The sequence below is a fragment of the Marinobacter sp. genome (genome assembly GCF_041690455.1).
Taxonomy (GTDB): Bacteria; Pseudomonadota; Gammaproteobacteria; order Pseudomonadales; family Oleiphilaceae; genus Marinobacter.
In genome coordinates this window covers 1-21,074 of the sequence record NZ_JAWLHI010000070.1, presented here as the reverse complement: position 1 = coordinate 21,074, position 21,074 = coordinate 1, and the positions used below count along the sequence as shown (strand labels likewise).

The 21,074-nt window shown below is 58.1% G+C and carries 20 protein-coding genes and 1 riboswitch; of the genes, 7 read left to right on the top strand and 13 right to left on the bottom strand.

Going from position 1 to position 21,074, the window contains the following annotated elements; all coding sequences use genetic code 11:
• From ACESMW_RS15430 to ACESMW_RS15410, 5 genes are all read right to left on the bottom strand, one after another.
• On the bottom strand, positions 1-1,909 hold a 1,909-nt coding region (locus tag ACESMW_RS15430), incomplete at its 3' end, for a molybdopterin-dependent oxidoreductase (protein ID WP_372987902.1).
• An 88-nt stretch (positions 1,910-1,997) separates the two neighbouring features.
• Positions 1,998-2,189, bottom strand: coding sequence for a twin-arginine translocation signal domain-containing protein (locus ACESMW_RS15425; RefSeq protein WP_372987901.1), 192 nt, complete (start codon positions 2,187-2,189; stop codon positions 1,998-2,000).
• A 40-nt stretch (positions 2,190-2,229) separates the two neighbouring features.
• The gene (locus ACESMW_RS15420; protein WP_372987900.1) at positions 2,230-2,841 is read right to left on the bottom strand and encodes a molecular chaperone; all 612 of its coding nucleotides are present in this window, start codon (positions 2,839-2,841) and stop codon (positions 2,230-2,232) included.
• 109 nt (positions 2,842-2,950) lie between these two features.
• Entirely contained in the window at positions 2,951-3,577 is a 627-nt protein-coding gene (locus tag ACESMW_RS15415) for a DUF3306 domain-containing protein (protein ID WP_372987899.1), read from the bottom strand.
• Positions 3,577-4,155 carry a DUF3305 domain-containing protein gene (locus ACESMW_RS15410; RefSeq protein ID WP_372987898.1) on the bottom strand — a complete coding sequence of 193 codons (579 nt, stop codon included), beginning with the start codon at positions 4,153-4,155 and terminating at the stop codon, positions 3,577-3,579. The genes ACESMW_RS15415 and ACESMW_RS15410 overlap by 1 nt, the downstream gene beginning before the upstream one ends.
• A gap of 144 nt (positions 4,156-4,299) precedes the next feature.
• Between ACESMW_RS15410 and ACESMW_RS15405 the strand changes: the two genes are divergently transcribed.
• From ACESMW_RS15405 to ACESMW_RS15390, 4 genes are read left to right on the top strand one after another with little or no spacing between them, the layout of a single operon-like run.
• Positions 4,300-6,279: a 4Fe-4S binding protein gene (locus tag ACESMW_RS15405; RefSeq protein ID WP_372987897.1), complete on the top strand. Its 1,980-nt coding sequence runs from the start codon at positions 4,300-4,302 to the stop codon at positions 6,277-6,279.
• Positions 6,280-6,296: 17 nt separating this feature from the next.
• Positions 6,297-7,145 (top strand): Mrp/NBP35 family ATP-binding protein, encoded by an 849-nt coding sequence (locus ACESMW_RS15400; RefSeq protein ID WP_372987896.1) that lies wholly within the window; start codon positions 6,297-6,299, stop codon positions 7,143-7,145.
• Positions 7,142-7,846 carry a biotin/lipoate--protein ligase family protein gene (locus tag ACESMW_RS15395; protein ID WP_372987895.1) on the top strand — a complete coding sequence of 235 codons (705 nt, stop codon included), beginning with the start codon at positions 7,142-7,144 and terminating at the stop codon, positions 7,844-7,846. The genes ACESMW_RS15400 and ACESMW_RS15395 overlap by 4 nt, the downstream gene beginning before the upstream one ends.
• Entirely contained in the window at positions 7,843-8,319 is a 477-nt protein-coding gene (locus ACESMW_RS15390; protein ID WP_372987894.1) for a DUF6505 family protein, read from the top strand. The genes ACESMW_RS15395 and ACESMW_RS15390 overlap by 4 nt, the downstream gene beginning before the upstream one ends.
• Here the strand turns inward: ACESMW_RS15390 and ACESMW_RS15385 are convergent, their stop codons facing one another.
• From ACESMW_RS15385 to ACESMW_RS15355, 7 genes are all read right to left on the bottom strand, one after another.
• The gene (locus ACESMW_RS15385; RefSeq protein WP_372987893.1) at positions 8,320-9,567 is read right to left on the bottom strand and encodes a molybdopterin-binding protein; all 1,248 of its coding nucleotides are present in this window, start codon (positions 9,565-9,567) and stop codon (positions 8,320-8,322) included. It lies immediately after the preceding gene.
• Positions 9,568-9,578: 11 nt separating this feature from the next.
• Positions 9,579-10,070 (bottom strand): molybdopterin-guanine dinucleotide biosynthesis protein B, encoded by a 492-nt coding sequence (gene mobB, locus ACESMW_RS15380; RefSeq protein ID WP_372987892.1) that lies wholly within the window; start codon positions 10,068-10,070, stop codon positions 9,579-9,581.
• On the bottom strand, positions 10,067-10,654 hold the full coding sequence (mobA, locus tag ACESMW_RS15375) for a molybdenum cofactor guanylyltransferase MobA (RefSeq protein ID WP_372987891.1): 588 nt from the start codon (positions 10,652-10,654) through the stop codon (positions 10,067-10,069). Before mobA ends, mobB begins: the two co-directional genes overlap by 4 nt.
• On the bottom strand, positions 10,647-11,516 hold the full coding sequence (locus ACESMW_RS15370) for a formate dehydrogenase accessory sulfurtransferase FdhD (protein ID WP_372987890.1): 870 nt from the start codon (positions 11,514-11,516) through the stop codon (positions 10,647-10,649). Before ACESMW_RS15370 ends, mobA begins: the two co-directional genes overlap by 8 nt.
• 182 nt (positions 11,517-11,698) lie before the next feature.
• On the bottom strand, positions 11,699-12,505 hold the full coding sequence (locus tag ACESMW_RS15365) for a substrate-binding domain-containing protein (protein ID WP_372987889.1): 807 nt from the start codon (positions 12,503-12,505) through the stop codon (positions 11,699-11,701).
• Between the two features lie 69 nt (positions 12,506-12,574).
• Complete coding sequence (locus ACESMW_RS15360) at positions 12,575-13,318, bottom strand: ATP-binding cassette domain-containing protein (protein WP_372987888.1); 744 nt, start codon at positions 13,316-13,318, stop codon at positions 12,575-12,577.
• Positions 13,315-14,013, bottom strand: a complete 699-nt coding sequence (locus ACESMW_RS15355; protein ID WP_372987887.1) for an ABC transporter permease — start codon at positions 14,011-14,013, stop codon at positions 13,315-13,317. The genes ACESMW_RS15360 and ACESMW_RS15355 overlap by 4 nt, the downstream gene beginning before the upstream one ends.
• 117 nt (positions 14,014-14,130) lie before the next feature.
• Here ACESMW_RS15355 and ACESMW_RS15350 point away from each other — a divergent pair, with 117 nt between their 5' ends.
• Both ACESMW_RS15350 and ACESMW_RS15345 read left to right on the top strand, forming a co-directional pair.
• On the top strand, positions 14,131-15,015 hold the full coding sequence (locus ACESMW_RS15350) for a substrate-binding domain-containing protein (RefSeq protein ID WP_372987886.1): 885 nt from the start codon (positions 14,131-14,133) through the stop codon (positions 15,013-15,015).
• A 41-nt stretch (positions 15,016-15,056) separates the two neighbouring features.
• On the top strand, positions 15,057-16,181 hold the full coding sequence (locus ACESMW_RS15345) for a putative sulfate/molybdate transporter (RefSeq protein ID WP_372987885.1): 1,125 nt from the start codon (positions 15,057-15,059) through the stop codon (positions 16,179-16,181).
• A gap of 2 nt (positions 16,182-16,183) precedes the next feature.
• On the opposite strand, the gene ACESMW_RS15340 is transcribed toward ACESMW_RS15345, so the two are convergent.
• Positions 16,184-17,554, bottom strand: a complete 1,371-nt coding sequence (locus ACESMW_RS15340) for a sodium:solute symporter family transporter (RefSeq protein ID WP_372987884.1) — start codon at positions 17,552-17,554, stop codon at positions 16,184-16,186.
• A riboswitch (TPP riboswitch) is annotated at positions 17,544-17,654 on the bottom strand. Its footprint overlaps the gene before it by 11 nt.
• 466 nt (positions 17,655-18,120) lie before the next feature.
• On the opposite strand from ACESMW_RS15340, the gene ACESMW_RS15335 reads away from it, so the two are divergent.
• Positions 18,121-20,898 carry a carboxypeptidase regulatory-like domain-containing protein gene (locus tag ACESMW_RS15335; protein WP_372987883.1) on the top strand — a complete coding sequence of 926 codons (2,778 nt, stop codon included), beginning with the start codon at positions 18,121-18,123 and terminating at the stop codon, positions 20,896-20,898.
• The last annotated feature ends 176 nt before the right edge of the window (positions 20,899-21,074 follow it).

Here is a 21,074-nt window from a genome sequence, read left to right as displayed (position 1 = left end):
CTGCACGCAGGGTGGTCTTGTCGAAGTGGTGTTGGTACTTCATGTGCTTCTTGAGACGCTCCGGGGACTGGCCGGTATAGCCGATGGTCCACATGCCGCGGTTGAATTCGCGGGTAATGTCCTCAATCGACGGCTCATCGCCGTTGATGGCGATGTTGCGGAACATGCGATCGGTGAAACCGAACTTGTCCGCAAACAGCTTCATGATTTCGTGGTCGACCTTGGAGTCGAACAGCGGCTCAACCACCTTTTCCCGCCACTGGAGTGAGCGGTTGGAAGCGGTTACCGAGCCGTAAGTCTCGAACTGGGTCGTGGTGGGCAGCAGATAAGCGCCTTCTTTACGATCATGCAGCACCGCAGAGACGGTCGGGAAGGGATCGACGACGACCAGCAGGTCGAGCTTTTCCATCGCTTCCTTCATTTCCGTCATCCGGGTCTGGGAGTTGGGCGCGTGGCCCCACAGCACCATGGCCCGGGTATTGTCCGGCTGCTCCAGGTTTTCCTTGGCCTCCAGAACACCGTCAATCCAGCGGGATACGGGAATGCCCTTTTCATTCATCATGGCCTTGGATTTGCCGTTCTTGTCCCACACGGCAAAGCGGCCTTTCAGATAGTCCAGATCCTCTTCCCAGACTCGTGCCCAATGGGCCCAGGAGCCAGCGGACAAGCCATAATAGCCGGGCAGGGTGTCGGCGAGCACGCCGAGGTCGGTAGCGCCCTGAACGTTGTCGTGGCCGCGGAAGATGTTAGTGCCGCCGCCGGCAACACCCATGTTGCCCAGGGCCAGTTGGAGAACACAGTAGGCACGAGTGTTGTTGTTACCGTTAGTGTGCTGGGTACCACCCATACACCAGATAACCGTGCCAGGACGGTTGTTGGCCAGAGTACGGGCGACCCGCTCCAGCTGTGCACCCGGTGTACCGGTAACGCGCTCGACCTCTTCCGGATTCCAGCGTTTTACCTCTTCACGGATATCGTCCATGCCGTAAACGCGGGTACGGATGAATTCTTTGTCTTCCCAACCATTTTCGAAAATGTGCCAGAGAATACCCCACACCAGTGCCACGTCAGAACCCGGGCGAAAACGCACGTATTCGTCGGCGTGGGCCGCGGTCCGGGTGAAGCGTGGGTCGCAGACGATCAGCGGCGCGTTGTTTTCTTCCTTGGCCTTAAGCACATGCAACAACGAAACCGGATGCGCTTCGGCGGGGTTGCCCCCGATAATGAAGATCGCCTTTGACTTGTGGATGTCGTTGTAGGAGTTGGTCATTGCGCCGTAGCCCCAGGTGTTGGCTACGCCGGCAACGGTTGTCGAGTGACAGATCCGGGCCTGGTGGTCGACGTTGTTGGTACCCCAGTAGGCGGCAAACTTGCGGAACAGATACGCCTGTTCATTGTTGAACTTGGCGCTGCCCAGCCAGTAGACAGAATCGGGGCCGCTTTCCTCACGGATTTGCAGCATCTTGTCGCCGATTTCGTTAATGGCCGTATCCCAGGAAATCTTCTGCCACTGGCCGTTGACCATTTTCATGGGGGACTTGAGGCGACGTTCGCCGTGGGCATGCTCGCGCACGGAAGCGCCTTTTGCGCAGTGAGCACCCAGATTGAACGGGCTGTCCCAACCAGGTTCCTGGCCGGTCCATACGCCGTTCTGAACTTCGGCTTCGACGGTGCAGCCTACCGAGCAGTGCGTACATACCGATTTCTTGACGACGACTTCGCCACCCCCGGTCGATGGGGTTGCAGCTTCAACCCGTCCCGACGTCAGCGATAAGGCTGCCAAACCACCCACTGCCACACCAGACGTTGTCAGGAACTGACGACGATCCAGAGTCTTGGCAGCGAGAGAAGAAAGCAAAGAGCCTGCACGGGGGCCTTTCGCTACCCCGTTGGTCTTCTTCCTTAACATGTCTCATACCTCTCTCATTGTTATTCTCGTTTTTTTGGAGGTGTGATCATCCAAGAGCATCACGCAACCTTGAATGAATCACGCTTCCTCAAAAGCGAGCCGATTCGAAATACTTACGTGTATGTTCGGTATCCCGTAAACCGCGGCTTTTCGGTGCGTCTTTTCTGACGACCTCGGCTGCGGCGTTCGGTGCAACCGTCATTGCCACAGCAGCCGGAGCTGCGGCAGCGGCCATTTGCAGGAAACGGCGACGGCTGTTTTCACGCTTCGGGTTGTCCATTGGACACCTCCCCATGGGTTAAGGGATCTTTCGATCCCGGTTACTGAATTGCAAAGGCCTCGGCTTCCACGGCCATGAAGGCTCGCCCAAGCGAGCCAACTGGCGCGTAAAAGACGGCGCTTTGCGCTTCTTCCAAATCGGTAAAAAACAGTGCTGCCCACTTCGCCAGGTGGGCGTCAAAAAAAGCTTTTTGCGACTGCAGCCCGCTATCGCAGGGAAATTCGCCGGTGATGATGCCCGCCATGATTTCACAAAGGGTTCCGATATGGTCTTCGGGCTCTCTTACCTCACTGCGGGCTTTGATGCCCCGGGATCTGAGGTCGGTTCGCAGCTCCGCCAGGGGCTTCTCGTTCAGAAAGCCGGTGAGGTAATAACTTGCGTAGGGGAGCAGCTCGCCACGGCCGAGGCCAACAAACAGGTTGTTGAACTCTCGCTCGGCATCGTAGGGGTTGGTACGTTCGGCAAGGGCGGCCAAATTTTTGCAGGCCGAACCCAGGGGCGTCTCATCGCCCTGCAGTGACCCCAACCCCTCTAACAGTTCACTGGAGGGTGGGTCTGCAAGCAGAACGCCCAGCAGTTGATAGATCTGGGCCCTCGCACGATCCTCTTCGGAGACCGAACGCGGGCACTGGATTTCCGCAGTGTTACTCAATTCGTGTTCCTTCTAATTATTATTTGCGGTCTGTCACTCTATTCTAGTACATATCTCAGAATAGTGTTCTAACCCGCCTTTGATTCGCTAATAGCTGAAATGCATTCGGCTAATAGTCAAAATGCATTCGAGGTCGGAATCTTGGTTCCGGCTGCTCTTCCGGTTGGCTGGTTTCTTGTTGGGCAAGCTGCTGTTCAGGAGGTTCGGTCGGCGTTGCAATGTCCTCAGGCTCAAGGGTGTCATCGGGCTCCGGCTCCTCGGTGATGGTCGAATCGGATTCAGCCGTCGACAATCGCACCTGCTCTGTCGAGTGGTCTTCCACGACGTCAGCGGCTTTCTTGGCTTTGTCGACGAGGCCCTCGCCCACTTTGTATAACGAAGTCACTGCCTGGCCGGCTGTCGAGGCCAGTGTGTAATCCTCGTCATAATCATTAAGTCCGTCCAGAACCGCAAGCACCGGGTTGGATTTCCAGAGCCCCCGCAGGGCCTTCCGGCGAAGGAACTCCGGAATTTCCTTTCGCATGAATCCGGTGATGTCGGTGCCCAGTTTGATGGTTTCCGGGTCGGGCAGGCCGTATTTCTCGAGCAACTCGTGTTCTGGCAATGCTTCGTTGATCGCAAGCTCCTGCTCTTCCGGAGTTGGTTCGGACTCGACAACCGGAGGGGGGGATTGTTCTGCCTGCTTGCCGGCTTCGGCTTTTCTGCGCGCCCAGCGCTGAAGACGTGACTCGGCCATTATTGAATTCTCGGCTTTTTGATGTTCGCAGGAGCACGGAAAACGTCGCTTTCCTGACGTATACGTGGGTCGCCTTTGGCGTCCTCAACGCCATCGACACGGACTTCGTCGCGACGGCGCTTTTTGAATGGCTCCTCGATATAGTGCATGTCGATGAACTCTTTTATCCAGGCCGCCAGGGATTCGGGAATCGGAACCGCCTCGACAATGCTCTCGCCACTATCAAGGGCATCCAGTGCTTCATGGGCGCTGGCTGTCACGGTGCTGACAACCCACCCGGATGGCGACTGGCTCGTTACATCTTTGTCCATAATGATCCAGACAGAAGGGACGGCCATGTTAAGGGATACCAGATAGCCCTCCACATCAGCCCGAAACAGTTCCATTGTTACGGTACCCGCGTGGTAATCGACCACCTCGCCTTCGCGAACCATCTCTTTCCAGAACGCTTCAGGTGCCCCCGGTATGACAGCAACGGGCTTCCAGATATCCTTTGCCCAACGGGTAACGCCCGGAGACCGGCGAACGACGGCGCCCACCTTCAATTCGCGTTTCCACTGATCTGTACGACTGCTCATGGTGTGTCTCATTTTTTTGTTATAGCTTAAATCTAGCAGGACCCAAACGATTATCCAATTGTCCAAAAGTAAATGGCTGTGGCATGCTCGAAAAGTGATACGGATACGTGTACGTATAAAAACAACGAAAGAGTCAAACTCCTGATGACGGCATACAAGACCTTACTATTATGCAGCTGCGATAAATCACAGACCTTCGATTCAGAGGCCTTGCGCAAAGCCGCGGCCGCTGAGCAGGTGGTCGCGGTTGATCAACTTTGCGGCAAGGAAATGAGTGTTGCCGCCGAGCATTTGGGCGCCAACAACGAGGTGCTTATTGCCTGCGGCCAGCAGGCGGCTCTGTTCGAACGCCTCGCAGAAGACGTTTACGCGGAGATCCAGCATTCCGCACCATTGCATACCATCGATATCCGGGATCGCGCCGGCTGGAGTGCGCCCGACGCGAAGCCCGAGCGATTGCACGCCAAACAGGCAGCCCTGATTGCCGCCGCACAGCTGCCAGCGCCCATGGCGCCGGCAAAGACCATCCAGTCCAGCGGTGTGTGCTGCATCGTCGGTCCGACCGAACAGGCTATAAGGATGGCGGAGCTGGTGCAGGACGAGCTGGGTGTGACTTGCATTGTTAACGATGCCGGCCCCATTCAGTTGCCATCCGCCGCTTACGACGTGGCCAAAGGTCAGCTAACGGGTGCCTACGGCGCACTTGGCAATTTCAAGCTGGAATTTGCCCACCTGCAAACCCTGCATCCGGCCGGGCGCGGTGAACTGGGTTATGAGGCAGCAAAGCCCACCGCCCGCAGTGAGTGCGATGTGTTTATCGACCTTCGTGGCGGAGGTCCGGCGTTTCCCAGCCACGAAAAACGCAACGGTTATTTCTGGGCCGACCCGAATAAGAGCGGCGAGTTGGAGCGGATTGCCCTGACTGCCCGGGAGATGGTGGGTGAATTCGAGAAAACCGTGTATTTCCGGTTGGAAGAATCCCTGTGTGCGCACTCCCGAGCCAATAAGCCCGGTTGTACCCGCTGCCTGGATGTCTGTCCGACCGAGGCTATTTTTTCCGCCGGGGACCACATCCAGATTGATTCGGATATTTGCGCCGGCTGCGGCTCCTGCGCCGCCGTTTGTCCCACCTCTGCGGTGACCATGAACGAAACCCCGTTCGAGGCGCTGACCAAGGCTGTGGAAGTGATGGCCAAGGTCTATCGGGAGCATACCCACGAATCGCCGCGGCTGGTTTTTCACACTCTGGGCGCTGGAACCGAAGCCATTGCCAACCTGGCTCGTTACGACGACGGGTTGGCAGACGATCTGATTCCGATGGGGCTGGAGCATGTAGACCGGATTGGCCATGCGGAAATCATGGCGGCGTTCGGGGCAGGCTACGCCGAGGTTCTGATCCTGGCGGACAACGAGATCGACCGTCGGGCGCTGACTGCGGAAGTGGAACTGGTCCAGGCCATGCTCAAAGGCACCCATAACTCGCCAGGCCGGGTGCGGGTTATTTCCGCCATTGAACTCTGCGATGCCGGTGACAACGCCGGCCGCGTGAGCGACCCGGTGTTGCTGGTGGGCGGTCGCCGGGATATCACGCGGGTGACGGCTGCCGCCATGTCGGACAAGGTCGAAGAGCCGATTCCGCTCCCTGCCGGTGCACCTTACGGTGCGATCAAAATCGATTCCGATAAATGCACGCTCTGCCTGGCCTGCGTATCACTTTGCCCGACTGGTGCACTTGGCGATCACCCGGACCGACCGGAGGTCCAGTTCACGGAGAACGCCTGCGTCCAGTGCGGCATCTGCGACAGCACTTGCCCGGAGACGGCCATTACCCTGAAGCCCCGGCTGGATGTCTCCAAGGCGGCACTGAGTGCCCGGGCATTGCACGGTGAAGAGCCGTTCGAGTGCATAAAGTGCGGAACGCCGTTTGGCGTTGCCAGCACCATCAACCGGATTGTCGAGAAACTGGAAAACCAGCACTGGATGTACAAGAACTCTGATAACGTGCAGCTCATCAAGATGTGTGACGACTGTCGGGTCAAGGCCCAGTTCCATGGGGACACCGCACCCATGGCGGGCGGTGAACGCCCCCGGGTCCGCACCAGTGATGATTATCTGGACAGCTAAAAACAACAGGACACACCATGGTTGAGTACACCGAAGTAGGAAAAAAGCCGAACCTGATCGGAACTGACGCCCCACGGCCTCAGGATAAAAACCCCAGAGGGGTTGATCGGATCATTGCCATCGCCTCGGGCAAGGGTGGCGTTGGCAAGTCCACCGTGTCGTCCAACCTGGCCGTTGCCCTGGCCTCGAAAGGTCTCAAGGTCGGCTTGCTGGATGCGGATGTCTACGGCCCGAGCCAGCCCCGTATGCTGGGGGTTTCAGGCCGTCCGTCCAGCCCGGATGGAAGTACCATCCTGCCTTTGAGAAACCACGGGGTAACGCTGATGTCCCTGGGCCTGATGGCCCCTGATGATGAAGCCATCGTCTGGCGCGGGCCGATGTTGATGGGTGCCTTGCAGCAGATGATGAATCAGGTGGAGTGGGGCCGGCTGGACGTACTGCTGGTGGATCTGCCGCCAGGCACCGGCGATGTCCAGATGACCCTGAGCCAGAAATTCTTCGTGGCCGGCGCGATTGTGGTCTCGACGCCCCAGGACATCGCCCTGATGGATGCCCGCAAGGGCATTGATATGTTCAAGCGGATGGATGTGCCGCTGTTTGGACTGATCGAAAACATGGCCTCGTTTATCTGTGATGGTTGCGGTAAAGAGCACCACCCATTCGGACACGGCGGCGCGCGGGCGGAGGCCGAGAAACTGGGGGCGCCTTTCCTGGGTGAAATTCCGCTGGATCTCGATATCCGGGTCGGTTCGGACGGTGGTGTCCCGATTGTGGTGTCCAAGCCGGACAGCCCTCAGGCGCAGGCTTTCCAACACATTGCCGATGAAATTGTTGCCTCTGACGTCTACGCCCGGGCTATCCAATGATCGAGTCACCCCAGTTCCCGCCGTTACTGACCGGAGAAGTGGTACCCAGGCACACCGATCCTTTTGACAAGGCTGTCAGCCGGGCCATCGCGGGTGTCGATTCCGGCACGGTTTTTTACTCTGAGCAAGGCGACACCCTGCGCGCGGCCCTGGTTCTGGCGCCGGAAACCCTCCTCGAAGAGGCGATTCAGGCTGTCTATGTCGCCCAGATAGGCCTGGCCGAGAGTCTTGGTGCTTTGGCCCCGCCCGAAGTCCCTGTGCACTTCCAATGGCCCGACCGCATCAAGGTCAATGGTGCCATCTGCGGAAGCGTTCGTTTCGCTGCGGATGTTTCTGACCCGAAGGCGCATCCCAATTGGCTAGTCATTGGCATTGAGGTGCCCTTTATCCCGATGACTGACGAGCCGGGAGAGAATCCGAACGAAACCTGTCTGTACGAGGAAGGCTGTGTCGAGATTACTCCCATGGCGCTGCTGGAAAGCTGGTCCAAACACACACTGCTGTGGCTGACCTACTTCATGGACAGCGGCTTCGAGCGAGTGCACAACGAGTGGCGGCCACGCTGTGACACCCTGGGTAAAATGATCGACTATCCGAGACCCGGACTCTTTGTCGGGCTGGATGAAAAAGGCCGGATGTTGTTGCGTGAGGGTGTCATGACCGAGACATTGAGCTTGATTGAATTCGCGGAGCACGTATGAAGCTGGCCCGAACCCTGCAATTGGATATTTCGGACGAAAACGTATTTGAAAAGCCTGCGCCCAGCGGCGAGTGGGCGATCTCCGGTGGCTTCGAGTTTTCCAACTGGACCGACGCGGACCTGAAGGGGAAAGCCCGCCAGGCGTTCAGTAATGGCTGGTACAGTATTGAGTCTGGAGGCCGCGCCAGTTTCGTGGGTGTGTGCAATATCACCGAACCGGAACTGGAGCAGGTGCGCCGGACCCTGGCACAGACGTTTGTCGACCATTATGGAGCGCCGAGTATTGACGCTGCCTATCCGGTCGCCTGTGAAGAGATTGATCAGATGCGCAGCATGTGTGAAGACTTCGAGGACAACACCCTGCTGATGGTCAGCCGTACACTGACCGAGCTGGGTGTCGAGGAAACCTACCGTTCCCGGGCTCCGCAGGATGCCTCACTGGAGGCCTTTGCGGTTCACGGCAGCGTTGACTGATTACAGCCCGAAACTGCCGTAAGGAATAAACCGGACGGGGGTGCCCGGCTCTATCTGTTGGGCGCTCTCATCCAGTTCCACCAGCCCCTCGGACCAGGCCAGGCCGGTCACCCGGCCGGAGCCTTCTGAGCCGAAGACCTCAACTTTTCCATCGCGGACCCGGGCGCGTAACATTTCGCTGCGCCCCGGTTTCTTGTTCTTGGAAAAGTTGGCAGGTACGAGATAGCCTTGGGGTTCGAACCATTCGGCCCCTGCCAGCAGGGCCATTGCCGGCGCGCCAAAGCGCAGAGCACAGACCCAGGCGGCAACCGGATTGCCCGGCAATCCCACCACGGGCGTGCCTTTGAACATGGCCAGCGCCAGGGGTCGCCCCGGCTTGATTGCGATGCGCCAGTTGCTGATCTCGCCATGGGCTTTCAGGGTCTTCGACACATGGTCCTCGTCCCCGGCGGAAACACCGCCACTGGTGAGGATCAGATCGCATTGCTCAGTGCCGCGCTCCAGTGCCGCTTTCACCTCTTCGGCCCGGTCCAGCGCATGGCCCAGGTCCACCAACTCGTAGCCCAGCTGCATCACCAGCGCGCTCAGCATCGGGCGGTTGGCGTCGTAGATCTGCCAGTCGGTAACCGGAGAACCCACGGGTTTCACTTCGTCACCGGTGGACAGCACGCCGACACGAAGCCGTTGATAGACATCGACCGATTCGATACCCACGCTGGCGAGCACCGAAATCTGGGTAGGGGTCAGTCGGGTACCGGCCGTCAGAATGCAGTCCTGTGCCTGGATGTCCTCTCCGGCTTTACGCCGATTGGCTCCCGCCTTTAACGTTCCGTTCAGATGAAGCTGGCCATCGGTGACCTCGCAATCCTCTTCCAGAACCACCGTGTCCGTGCCGGCCGGCATCACCGCGCCGGTCAGGATCCGGATCGCGTGGCCCTCGGGAACCTGTCCCGAGTAAGGTTCACCGGCGGCACTGCGGCCGTCAACCAGCGGCAGAGTGCAAGGCACCTCGGTCAAAGGTCCCGCAAACGCATAGCCATCGACGGCAGAATTGCTGCTGGGGGGATGGGCCCGAGGCGCATGGACATTGCTGGCCAGTATCCGGCCATTCAGCTGCGACAGCGGGACTTCCCGTTCCACGCCCACCACTGGATGCAAGCGTGAACGTAACCGTTCCAAGGCTTCGTCCACCGGCGTCCAGTTCACCCCGGGGGGCAGGGCAAAACAGTCGTTTCGAAGCGGTTTCATGGTGTTTCCGTTCATGGTTTTTCACGGTTCAGGATGAAGTCAGCGATTCCGGGCACATCGTTTACGTCGAAAACCGGGCCCGCAAAATCCGGAGTATAGTTCGCCGCTACGGCAATGATGCTGGCGTCTTCCCGGTAAAGGGGTGAACGGGAAGACTCCTGTCGGTGCACTTCAATCTTGGGGTGTGCATGGGTCTTGAACCCCTCGACGACCACCCAGTCGCAGGGGCCCAATCGGGTCAGCAGTTCATCCAGCGTCGGCTCCTTGGCGCCCCGGAGCTCGTGCATGATGGCAAAGCGCTGACCGCCCGCCAGGATGACTTCCCGGGCACCGGCCTCCCGGTGTTTGTAGCTGTCGGTTCCGGGTTGGTCCACATCCACCATGTGATGGGCGTGTTTGATCGAATTAACGATTAACCCTCTGCTGGATAACTCTCGAATCAATGCGCTGGCCAGAGTGGTCTTGCCCGAATTTTTCCAGCCTACGATGCCTATAACGTTCACTTCAGATGCTGCTCCGCCCAGGCCAGATCTTCTGGCGTATTGATGTTGAAAAAGTCGCCCTCTTCAAAAATCACCAGCGTCTCACCCTGGGCTTGTGTCCACTGGCGGATCTTGCGTACGCCGTCGTTCAGGGCGGCTCTCAGTTCGCGCCGCAGCGAGACCTGCCAACGGCCAAAGGTTGGCTGTGGCATCCGGCCACGCTCCGGGCCCGGCGTTGCCGCCAGGACCACCGGGGTGTCGTGCCCGGACAATCGCTGGACCAGGTCCAGGGGGAAGGAGGGGGTATCGGCGGCGACACTGATCAGCCACTCGTGGCCCTGTTCGGCCGCCCAGTCCATGCCCGCCAGCACGCCGGCCAGAGGCCCGGCATAGCCGGGGACAGAGTCGGCGACCACCGGCAACCCCAGATCATCGAAACGACTCAGGTTGCCGTTGGCATTCAAAACCACGGCGTCCACCTGCGGCGTGATTCGATCGATGACGCGCTGGATCAGGGACCGATCGCCCAACATCAGTCGCCCTTTATCGCCACCGCCCATGCGGTTGGCCTGGCCACCGGCCAGAATGACGGCGCACTCAGTCATGCTCTGCCCCTTTTCGACGCATTTTCTTGTCTTCATCGGGAACCTGCGACAGATCCTGATCGAACACCAGACGATGCTGACCACTGAGGCAGGTGAATTTCTTGCCCCGCATCCGCCCGATCAGCGTCAACCCGACCTGCCGGGCGATATCGACACCCCAGGCAGTGAAGCCGGACCGGCTGATCAGGGTCGGGATCCCCATCAGCGAGGTCTTGATCACCATTTCGGAGGTCAAACGGCCCGTGGTGTAGAGGACCTTGTCGGCCGCAGAAATGTTGTTTTGGTGCATCCAACCAGCAATTTTGTCGACTGCGTTGTGGCGCCCGACATCTTCCATATAGGCCAGGATCTGACGGCCCTGGCACAGGGCGGTGCCATGAATGGCACCGGTTTCCATGTACAGGCTGGGCGTGTGGTTGATCTGGTAGGAGAGATCGTAGAAGGTGCTGGTATGCACCGGTGTATCCGGCAATGACAGACCGTCAAGGCCTGCCATCATGTCACCGAAGACCGTGCCCACCGCACAGCCGGAAGTCCGGGTTTTCTTTTCCAGTTTGTCCTCGACGTCCGTGACACCGGAAGTGCGCACAACAGCGACTTCCAGCTCCTCGTCGAAATCAATCCCGGTGACCTGATCGGTCTCTTTCAGCATCCCCTGATTAAGGAGAAACCCGAGGGCCAGATACTCCGGATGATCGCCGATAGTCATGGCTGTGACGATCTCCTGACTGTTCAGGTAGATGGTCAGGGGGCGCTCTTCGATCACACTGATCGACTTCGGTTGACCGGTTTCATCGACGCCCTCTACCCCGCGGGACAGTCGGGCATCTTTGGGATCGGGAAGTATGGGATCAATCTTCATTTTTGTTACAGCCGTTTCCTGGTCGCCGCAGATTGGAATAGTTACGGAGATTGTCAGAGATTAGCCTATTTGCCACTCGGGAAAAACAGCTGCTTACCGGCAATAAAAAACCCCAGCATTGCTGAGGTTTTTATCGGCCAGGAAAAGCAAGGGCCGGTCAGTAGCCTCTTACTTCAGAAGAGCTACTTCGCGTTGGGGAAAAACAACTGTTGTCCGTCCACCTTGAAGTCGGCAATCGCTTGCTGGCCATCCTCGGAAATCAACCAGTTGTGCCACTGTTCGGCCAGATCGTGCTTTAGGTGCGGATGCTTCTCTTCAGAGAGCAGCAGGCTACCATACTGGTTGAACAGCACTTCGTCGCCTTCGAAAAGCAGCGTCAGGTTCTGGCGGTTGCCAAATGCCACCCAGGTGGCGCGATCCGACATCACATACGCATCCATGGCGGCGGCGGTGTTGAGCGTCGGCCCCATGCCGCTGCCGAGTTCGCGGTACCATTCGCCCTCGGGCTCAACGCCGGCATTTTCCCAAAGGCGCAACTCGGCGCGATTGGTGCCACTGTCATCGCCGCGTGAAGTGAAGGGTGCCTCGGCTTCGGCGATGGCCGCAAATGCTTCGGCGGCACTTTTTGCGTCACGGATGTTGGCGGGGTCATTCGCGGGGCCAATCACCACGAAGTCGTTGTACATGACGTCGGCGCGCTCGGTGGCGTAGCCGTTTTCGACGAATCGCTGCTCGCCGGCAGTGTCGTGCACCAGAAGGCTATCGGCGTCGCCGCGGCGTGCGAGCTCGAACGCCTGCCCGGTGCCTACGGCCACCACCCGTACGTCGATACCGGTGGCGTCTTTGAACTTCGGTAAAATGGAGTCGAACAGCCCCGAGTTCTCGGTCGAGGTTGTCGAGGCCAGCGTAATGTAATCTTCCGCTTGAGCACTTAGCGCCAGGCCCATGGCGGTCACGCCTGCGAGTATCAGGTTTAACGTTTTTTTCATCTTGTTTTCTCCTTTCGTGCGGTAAGGGCATCCATCGGGCAACTACTTTGCAAAGTCATAAGAGCCGGACTAATAGACCAGTTCTCCGGCAACAAACGCTTGCGCCTCTCGCGAGACGGGTGTGTTGAAAAACGTTTCAGCGGGTGTGTGTTCGCGCACCTTTCCACCAGAAAGAAACAGAACATCCCCGGCAAGGCGCCTGGCCTGATGCAGGTCGTGGGTGGTCATCACGATGCGGGTTCCCCGCTGATGGAACTCGTGCACTGCAGCCTCAACGGCTTTGATCGCCGCCGGATCGAGCGCGGAGGTGGGCTCATCCAGAAACAGCACCTGGGGGGAAAGCACCCAGGCGCGCGCTAGTGCGAGGCGCTGCTGCTGGCCACCGGAAAGTACGCGCGCGGGCGTATTGGCGCAGGCGGTCAGGCCAAAACGCTCAAGCGCATCGAATGCGAGCTTCGCACGTGACCTGCGCGGGACGTTATTTACCGCCAGTGCGTGTATCAGGTTGGCCACGGCCGAGCGGCGCAGAAGCACCGGTTGCTGGAACACCATCGCCTGGCGCGGACTCCCTTCACTTGACCAGGACACTTGCCCCTGAGTGGGCGAGAGCAAACCGTGAGCCAGTCGCAGCAGCAGACTTTTGCCTGCCCCGTTAGGCCCCATGATCAGGGTAGGGCCGGTGCCATCCAGGGTGAAGGAGCAGGGGCCCAGCAACACCTTCTCCTCGTGGCTGAAAGTGACGCCATCAAAGCTCAGTGCCGGTGGCGGATACAGGGCAGACGAGGCGAGAAGTGGCGCGTTCAATGAAGTCATCCTGTTCGCCTCCTGGTCAGTTCACCCACCAGATAGGCACCGGCGTTAATCAGCATAACCAGCGTCAGGAGGACGATGCCCAGCCCCAGCGCCAGGGGCAGGTTACCTTTGCCGGTTTCCAACACAATGGCTGTTGTCATGACCCGGGTGACCCCATCAATGTTGCCGCCCACCATCATCACCGCGCCCACTTCGGCGCTGGCGCGGCCAAAGCCAGCAAGCAAGACGGTCAACAGTGCAAAACGGGCATCCCACAACAGGGTGGGCATCATGCGTGCCCGTGACATCCCCAGTGAGACAAACTGTTCCCGGTACTCACCCAGCATCTCTTCTACCTTCTGGCGCGAGAGCGCCGCCAGAATCGGCAACACCAGCACCACCTGGGCAATGACCATGGCACCCGGTGTAAACAGGAACCCCAATTCACCCAGGGGCCCGGCGCGCGACAGCAGTAAATAAACCATCAACCCGGCAACAACCGGAGGCAGTCCCATCAGGGCATTGAGCACGACAATCACCCCGCCGCGCCCGGGGAAGCGCCAAAGCGCCACCGCCGCACCGAGGGGAAATCCCAGCACAGCGGCGATCAGTACCGCCAGAAGCGACACCTGAAGGGAAAGCGCCACGATCTGATATAGCGAGGCGTCGAAATTTAACAGTAGCGAGAGCGCCACATAGAACGCATTATTTTCCACAGCTGCGTCTCCTTTTTATTGAGCATCGTGGCGTTTTTAACTACGCTTTGCACAGTCTTCTGGAAAATATGCAGAATAAAACAGCCCTGTGCTTTCCCTGTACAGCAGGAGAAACTGATGCCCCTTCCCGCTTACCTCACCACGGCCGAAGCCGCCGAGTATCTGCGCCTGAAAGAGCGAAAAATCTATGACCTGGTCAGCCAGGGCGTTATTCCCTGTGTTCGGGTGACAGGAAAACTTTTGTTTCCGCGCCAGCGGATAGATCTGTGGTTGATGAACCATCTGGAGGGTGACGACGCCGTCAGCTCTCCGATCCCGCCGGTGTTGGCAGGCAGTCAGGATCCCCTGTTGGAGTGGGCCGTGAAGGAAAGCGGCGCGGAGCTGGCTTTGTTGTGTCAGGGAAGCGGCGATGGCGTACAGAGATTAGTCGATGGGCGCGCGATGCTCGCCGGGATGCATGTCTGGCATGCTGAAGCTCAGCGCTATAATGACCCTGCCACGCTGGGACTGAGCGGGATGCGGGATCTGGTGCTGATCCGGTGGGCAAAGCGCCAGCAGGGGCTTCTTGTAGCTGCCGATAATCCTCACCAACTTGCGCGGCTTGAGGATATTGTCCGCCCCGGGATACGTCTGGCGCATCGCCAGCCCGATGCCGGCGTCAGCCATTTGCTGCAGAGCTTGCTCGCTCGCCACCGCATCGATGCCGCGCAGCTTACGTGGGCCGATCACCCGTCGCTCAGCGAGGACGATCTCGCTTTGGCCATTCGCCAGGGCGAAGCGGATATCGGCCTGGGAATCGAAGCTGCGGCGCGGCGCCAGGGGCTGGCTTTTATTCCTTTGCAACAGGAACATTTTGACCTGGCCATGCGACGGCGTCACTACTTTGAGCCGGCCATGCAGCGGCTGCTGGCGTTTGCCGGTAGCGAGCGCTTCGTCCAACGCGCCGAGGCGCTCGGTGGATACGACATCAGTGAGCTGGGGCAAGTCGCGTATAACGCGTGATTGGCGCAAACAATAAATAGACAGGTGAATCAGGAGCCTGCATGCCTTCAACCCGAAAAGATCTGGTAAAAGAAGTCAGCGGGGCGCTGGGTGATATAGGCACCCTGCTGCCGCTGAGCCTCGGGGCTATTGGGGTGGCAGGACTGGCACCGATACCTGTGCTGTTGGGCTTTGCCGCATTCTATATCGCAACCGGGCTGTATTACCGCCTGCCGATACCGGTGCAGCCCATGAAAGCGGTGGCTGCGTTGTTGCTGACGACCCAGGTGAGTTCCGGGAGTCTGGTCGCCAGTGGCGTGTTGATCGGAGCGATATTGTTGCTGCTGGGTGCAACCGGATGGATTAACCGGGTGGCCCGTCTGGTACCGGGATCGGTACTGAGCGGCCTTCAGCTGGGGCTGGGATTGTTACTGGCCTACATGAGTCTGGGGCTGATGGCCACGTCCTTGGCGCTGGGCGTGGTCACTTTGGTGCTCTTGGCCATTACCCTGAAAATGTTTCCGAACTGGCCTGCTGCGCTGATAGGACTTGGTGCGTCGGTAGCGTTGGGTGCAGTGCTGGGGGCTCAGGGGCTCTCGCTTCCCGAGGCCGATTCCGTTGCTTTCATCATGCCCCGGTTACCGGGCATCGACGAGTGGCAACAGGGCTTTTCAACGTTGGTGTTACCCCAGCTGGCCCTTACGATCACCAATGCCATCGTATTGACGGCTCTGGTGGCGGGGGATTATTTCGGCGAGCAATCGAATCGCGTGTCACCTGCCCGGCTGTCCGTGAGCACCGGCCTGGCCAACCTCTTTCTGGTTCCATTTGGTGCCTTGCCCATGTGTCACGGGGCGGGTGGCGTGGCCGCGCATTATCGCTTCGGCGCCCGGACCGGGATGGCTCCCGTTCTTCTGGGAACAGGCTTGCTCCTGGTCGCTTTGATACCGGGCGGCCTCTCAATCATTGCGTCAATTCCAACCGCCGGCCTTGGCGCCTTGTTGTTGGTGGCCGCCGTCGAGCTGGCTGCGTCGAAGCGCCTCTGGACAGCCAAGCCGTCCTGCTGGCCTGTCATCGCCATAACCGCACTGGTGACTGTCTGGGCCGACCCGTTTTTCGGGCTTCTGGCCGGGGTGGCATCGGAAACGGTTCGGGCGGCTCTGGTGCGTAGACAGAAGCTTGCCTAGTGTCACCTCTGGCGGCGCTGCACCGTCGTTAGCAGCAGCGCAACTCCGCCCGAAGCCACGATCGCCCCGGCAAACGGCGCCAGTGTCGGCACCCCACCGGGGAAACTGGCGATCTGGAGCGCTTCGCTGAAACTTCCGCTCATGATCCAGCCCGGCAGAATCGCCCCGGCCACTCCGGCCAGCACACCGCTCAATGCAGCGGCCGTTGTCACCCGGGGCCAGAGCCCCATCAGAATGGGAATGATGGCCGTTGCGCACAACAGATCGGCGATCAGGAACAGCCGCAGAACCGACGCACCCTGCAAGGCTATCACCACAACCGGCACCATCAGGGCCACGGTTACCCAGCGCGCGCCGGTGAGTGTCAGGCCCGCCTTTTCAGCGACCGCCAGGGAGGCGATGCCGTTCTGGAGAGTATCCACTGAAGATGCCACCAGAGTGACGGCCAGAACCAGCGCGACCGCACCCAACCATTGCGGAGCTTCATTAATCAGGGCAAAAAACGGAATGGGCGGCTGCCCCAGCTCAAGCCCCGCCATGGCAGCGCTCATCCCGAGACCACCCACGACCGCAACCACAACGATGGTGGTGCCGCCGCCGAGGAGGGCGCCTTTCCACAGTGAGGCGCTGTCCCGTGCGGCCCAGACCCGTTGCCAGTAGCCCTGGTGAAAAAGGTTGGCCGCGGTTACCGCGAGCACCAGAGTTAGGGCGACACTCACCGCGCTCCAGAAGGGAATGCCGGGCAATTCGGCCGATTCCGCCACGGCGGGCAGGTGTTTCCAGTCCACAAAAAGCACCGCAGCCAGCAGCGCCATCAACAGCAATGCCTGCCAGCGATCGGTGGCCAGACTGGCCCGTAATCCGCCCCAGGTGGTGTAGACCAGCGTCGTGATGGCGACGCCAATAATGACGAACTGACCATTGAGGTCAGACAGCAGTCCGGTGATCGCGCCAATGGCCGTGAGCTCCGCAGCCAGAAAGCACGCCATGTACAAAACCGAGATCAAGGAGACCCAGCGGCGCATACCTTTACCGAAGCGTCTTTCGGCAAACTCGCTGATGCTGCGCCCTTCGGGCATCTGCCGGCGAATGACGGGGCCGAGCATGGCGAAGACGATAAAGGGTAATGCCGCTCCCAGAGCGTAGCCGGCCAGTGCCACCGGGCCAACAAAGGCGCCCACTTCCGGTGGCGCAAAGAGGATCCAGGCGCCCATGCCTGACGCCAAAAAGGAAAGGCCAATGTCGGTGGCGCCCTGACTGTTGCGGGCAGTCATGTAGTCGTCAATGCCGTTGGCCGTTTGACGGGCACGCAAGCCCAGCCAACCGAATAGGCACAATGCCGCCACAATGGCGGCCATCTGGGTAATCATCATGTCGCGCTTCCTCCGCCGGAATGATCCGGATCAGGTTCCAGGGTCTGCCGAAGGCACTCTCAGCCCCGGTTGTGTTGCCGGGACTCCCCTGTCGACTGGAACTGTCTGTGTGTGGTGTTGAATGCGTAGCCGGTGGGTAACGGCCATCAGGCATCCATTTAAACTGTCAGCGGCATGGTAAAGGCATGGCTGGTTTCCGGCAACTGGGAGATTGGGTGGGTTATAACTTGCTGAATTAGTCGAGTTGTTGTCCTCAACTAAAATCTGGTTTGTGTTCGGCCAGGCATATAAAAGGTTTTTGGTTTGCCGGCGAAGGTGTCGCCTTTGGCAAAGATAAATGTGAACTGTTTGGCAGTTACATTTGGTTTGACAGAATTTGACAGTTTTCGCGAGTGTCCCCTTGGTTTGGTCCTTCTTTTCTTTACGCCTGCTCTATAGACTTCGGACGCTCAAGTATTCTGTAGGCAGGGACGCTGACTAATATCGGACTGATATTACTGGGGTATCGGATAAACCCTCCTCCTGCATCACTACAGTGTGTTTCATATGCAAGCGGAGTCTTGGCTGTGGGCAGGAAAAGATCGATTTTGTTTTTCAATATCGTTGCAGTATTTCTCTTAATTGTTTCTCTCAACGGATATGCGCACAACGGGGAGGTTCACCAAGCCGGTGAGCAAGAAGCAAATTTCAATTCTGCTCTTCATTGGTTAGAGACCTCTCAACAGCCAACCGGCAACGTAAGCACACCCTCCGACATTTCAACGAGCCTCCAATCTACCGCAGAGGCCCTCCAGGTGTTCCGGTTACTGGAATCTTCCGGCGCAGACACGCAGGGTGCTTTGGAATTTCTCCGGGGAGATTTGGCCCGCCTAACTACCGAGCAACTGTCCCGCTTATTGGTGGCTCTTGCGGAAGCCAACCAAACCTCGAATCAAGAAAGGACAGAGTTGTTATCACGTCAGGGCGCTGATGGCGGTTTTGGTCATTATGCGGGCTATGACAGTACTCCGCTGGATACCAGCTACGCACTCATGGCATTGCGGGCTGCCGACTCTGATGCTCTCGCCGCCGCGGGGGCATTGGAGTTTTTGTCCTCGGTACAGTTGCCGAGCGGCGCCTTTGCCGTCTACAACGACCAGCCTTCTGTGATGGTGACAGCGCTGGCGGTCAAAGCATTGAAGGCTTATCTGTATACGCACAATATTTCCGGTGTTTTGAGTCAGGCAGTAGAATTTTTATATGCCAGTCAAAATGAGGAGGGGCACTGGGGAACAGATTGGGAAAGTGCGTTGGCGCTTCAGGCACTTATTCCAGTTACAACGGACGTAAGTAAATACAGTGGAGCTGTCGATTACCTTAAAAGCAGCCAATCCTCAGAAGGGCATTGGGGGGCGCAAGTTTACTCGACGTCTCTATCCGTGTCCGCATTGAAAATGCTCTCGTCCATTGACGTTCCGGTGGATCCCGAAAAAGCGGTTCTGGCCGGTCGATTGGTGGATTCCTCTACGGGTGCAAGCTTGTCTGAGGGGGTCATTGATGTGATGGGAACCTCAGAGGATGAGGTCGCCATAAAGCCAGATGGCAGCTTTACGGTTTCAAACCTGAGTGCTGGTTCTTACGTTGTCGCGTATTCAGCGCCGGGTTATCTGGGCGCTTCTCAAAGCGTTACGTTGCGCGAAGGACAATTCGCGAACGTTGGCACCATTCGTTTAGCCGTCGCACCTACAACCGTTTTGGTCACGGGGGTTTTAACGGATTCCTCCTCAGGAAGTCCGATTGGTGGTGTCACGGTAACGTCCACTGCTGGCGGAGCTGCAAATAGCACGGTCACGGGCACGGATGGCACTTACCGACTGCTAAGTGAGCCGGGCAGCACAGTATTGTCAGCCGTGTCCTCCGACCATTACCCGGCCGCCGCTTCGGTCGACCTTGTGGCCGGAACCCAGGTCCGCTTTTCCCCATCATTGCAGCCTCTTACCGAAGAACAACCTGAGAGTTCCAGTGTTGTCGGGACTATTATTGATGCCAACGCTCAATCGGTTGAGGGGGCGTTGGTAGCTATTTCAGGTGGTAGCAATGCATCTCTGACTGATAGAGCAGGTCGTTTTATTCTTTCCGATCTGAGCGCTGGCGAGATCACGGTAAACGTCTCCAAGTCAGGCTTTGAAACGATTGGTTTTAGCCTCGTCGTACCCGAGAAAACAGCAGTCGATATCGGCCACATTACTCTGAGGGAAGAGGAAGTGCTGCCATCCACTTCGGTGCAGGGGCAGGTTATAGATATGGTGTCGGGTCTTGGTGTTGCTGGAGCTACTGTTTCTGTTGGCAGCCTGAACACCACAACTGATGCGAATGGCTTTTATCGAATCACTGGTATCCCAGTGCTTGAATTCACCGTCTCGACAAATGCCTCTGGATACCTGTTCTCAAATAAGGATGTCTCACTTGCCGAACATTCGGATTTGAATCTCGATATCAATATTCGGAAGGCGGACCTCGGTGGCGTCAACATTGTTCAGGCGACCACAGAAAGGTCAGTTTATGGTGCCTACGAGCCTGTCTTGATAACGGCTGACGTGAAAAACGAGACAGCATTGAATCAAGGCGCCAGGTTCTACGTCCGCGTTAAAGACAGTGCAGGTAATGAAATTGACAGTTTCTCTGGCGTTCATTTGCCGGTTCTGGATCCCCAGAGTGACCCAGAAGAGTTGATCCACTACCAAGAGCATCTGGATGCGGCTGTTGAGACATTCCTGCCAGGAGAACAAAGAAGTATCCAACTGGAGCAGTGGTGGAATACCTTGAGAGTTGCGCCAGGCGTTTACACTCTGACGGTTCAGGCACTCGACGGCACCACAAGCAATCTGGTCTCTGAGAGCAGTACAACAGTAACCGTTGAGCCCACCATGGTACTAGCCTCGTTGGACCCGAAAGGGTCTCCCGGATACGTGTTGCTCAACAATCAAGCCGATGTTGAGTTGTTCGCGGAGATCCATAACCGATCTAACTCCAACATTAACCTTGAGTTTGATTACACATTCCTTGACCCCGAAGGCCAAGTCATCACTCAGGGACATAGTCAGTTGGATCTTGCACCTGAAGATACTAATTACCGACAGGTATTGACGGTTTTGCCCTACGACTTTGTCACGAGCGGTGAGTATCGAATTGTCTTGGAGAATGTTTCGGGAGCAACCGTTACCCGGCAATCAGAAGGCACTGTATTTGTACCTCCGTCAATTCGACTGAGATCTACTCAGTCGCTCAATCCAGGTGAGGTCGTGCCACTGGAGGGCGTATCGGTGGAGAGCAGCATTCAGGTAGAAGGAGTTGACGGTGAATAAGATGGACCAAAATCAGGCTAAGGGAATGGTTACCCGCCTTATCTGCCTCGTTTTTCTGCTGCTGAGCTTTTCGGTAGCTGTAGTGGTCAACTAATCCCGGACAGTATTTTAAGGTTTTCCTCAGCCGCAACCGGCGAAATGCCGTCGTTGAATGCGTGAGGTCGTTGCCGGTTGTA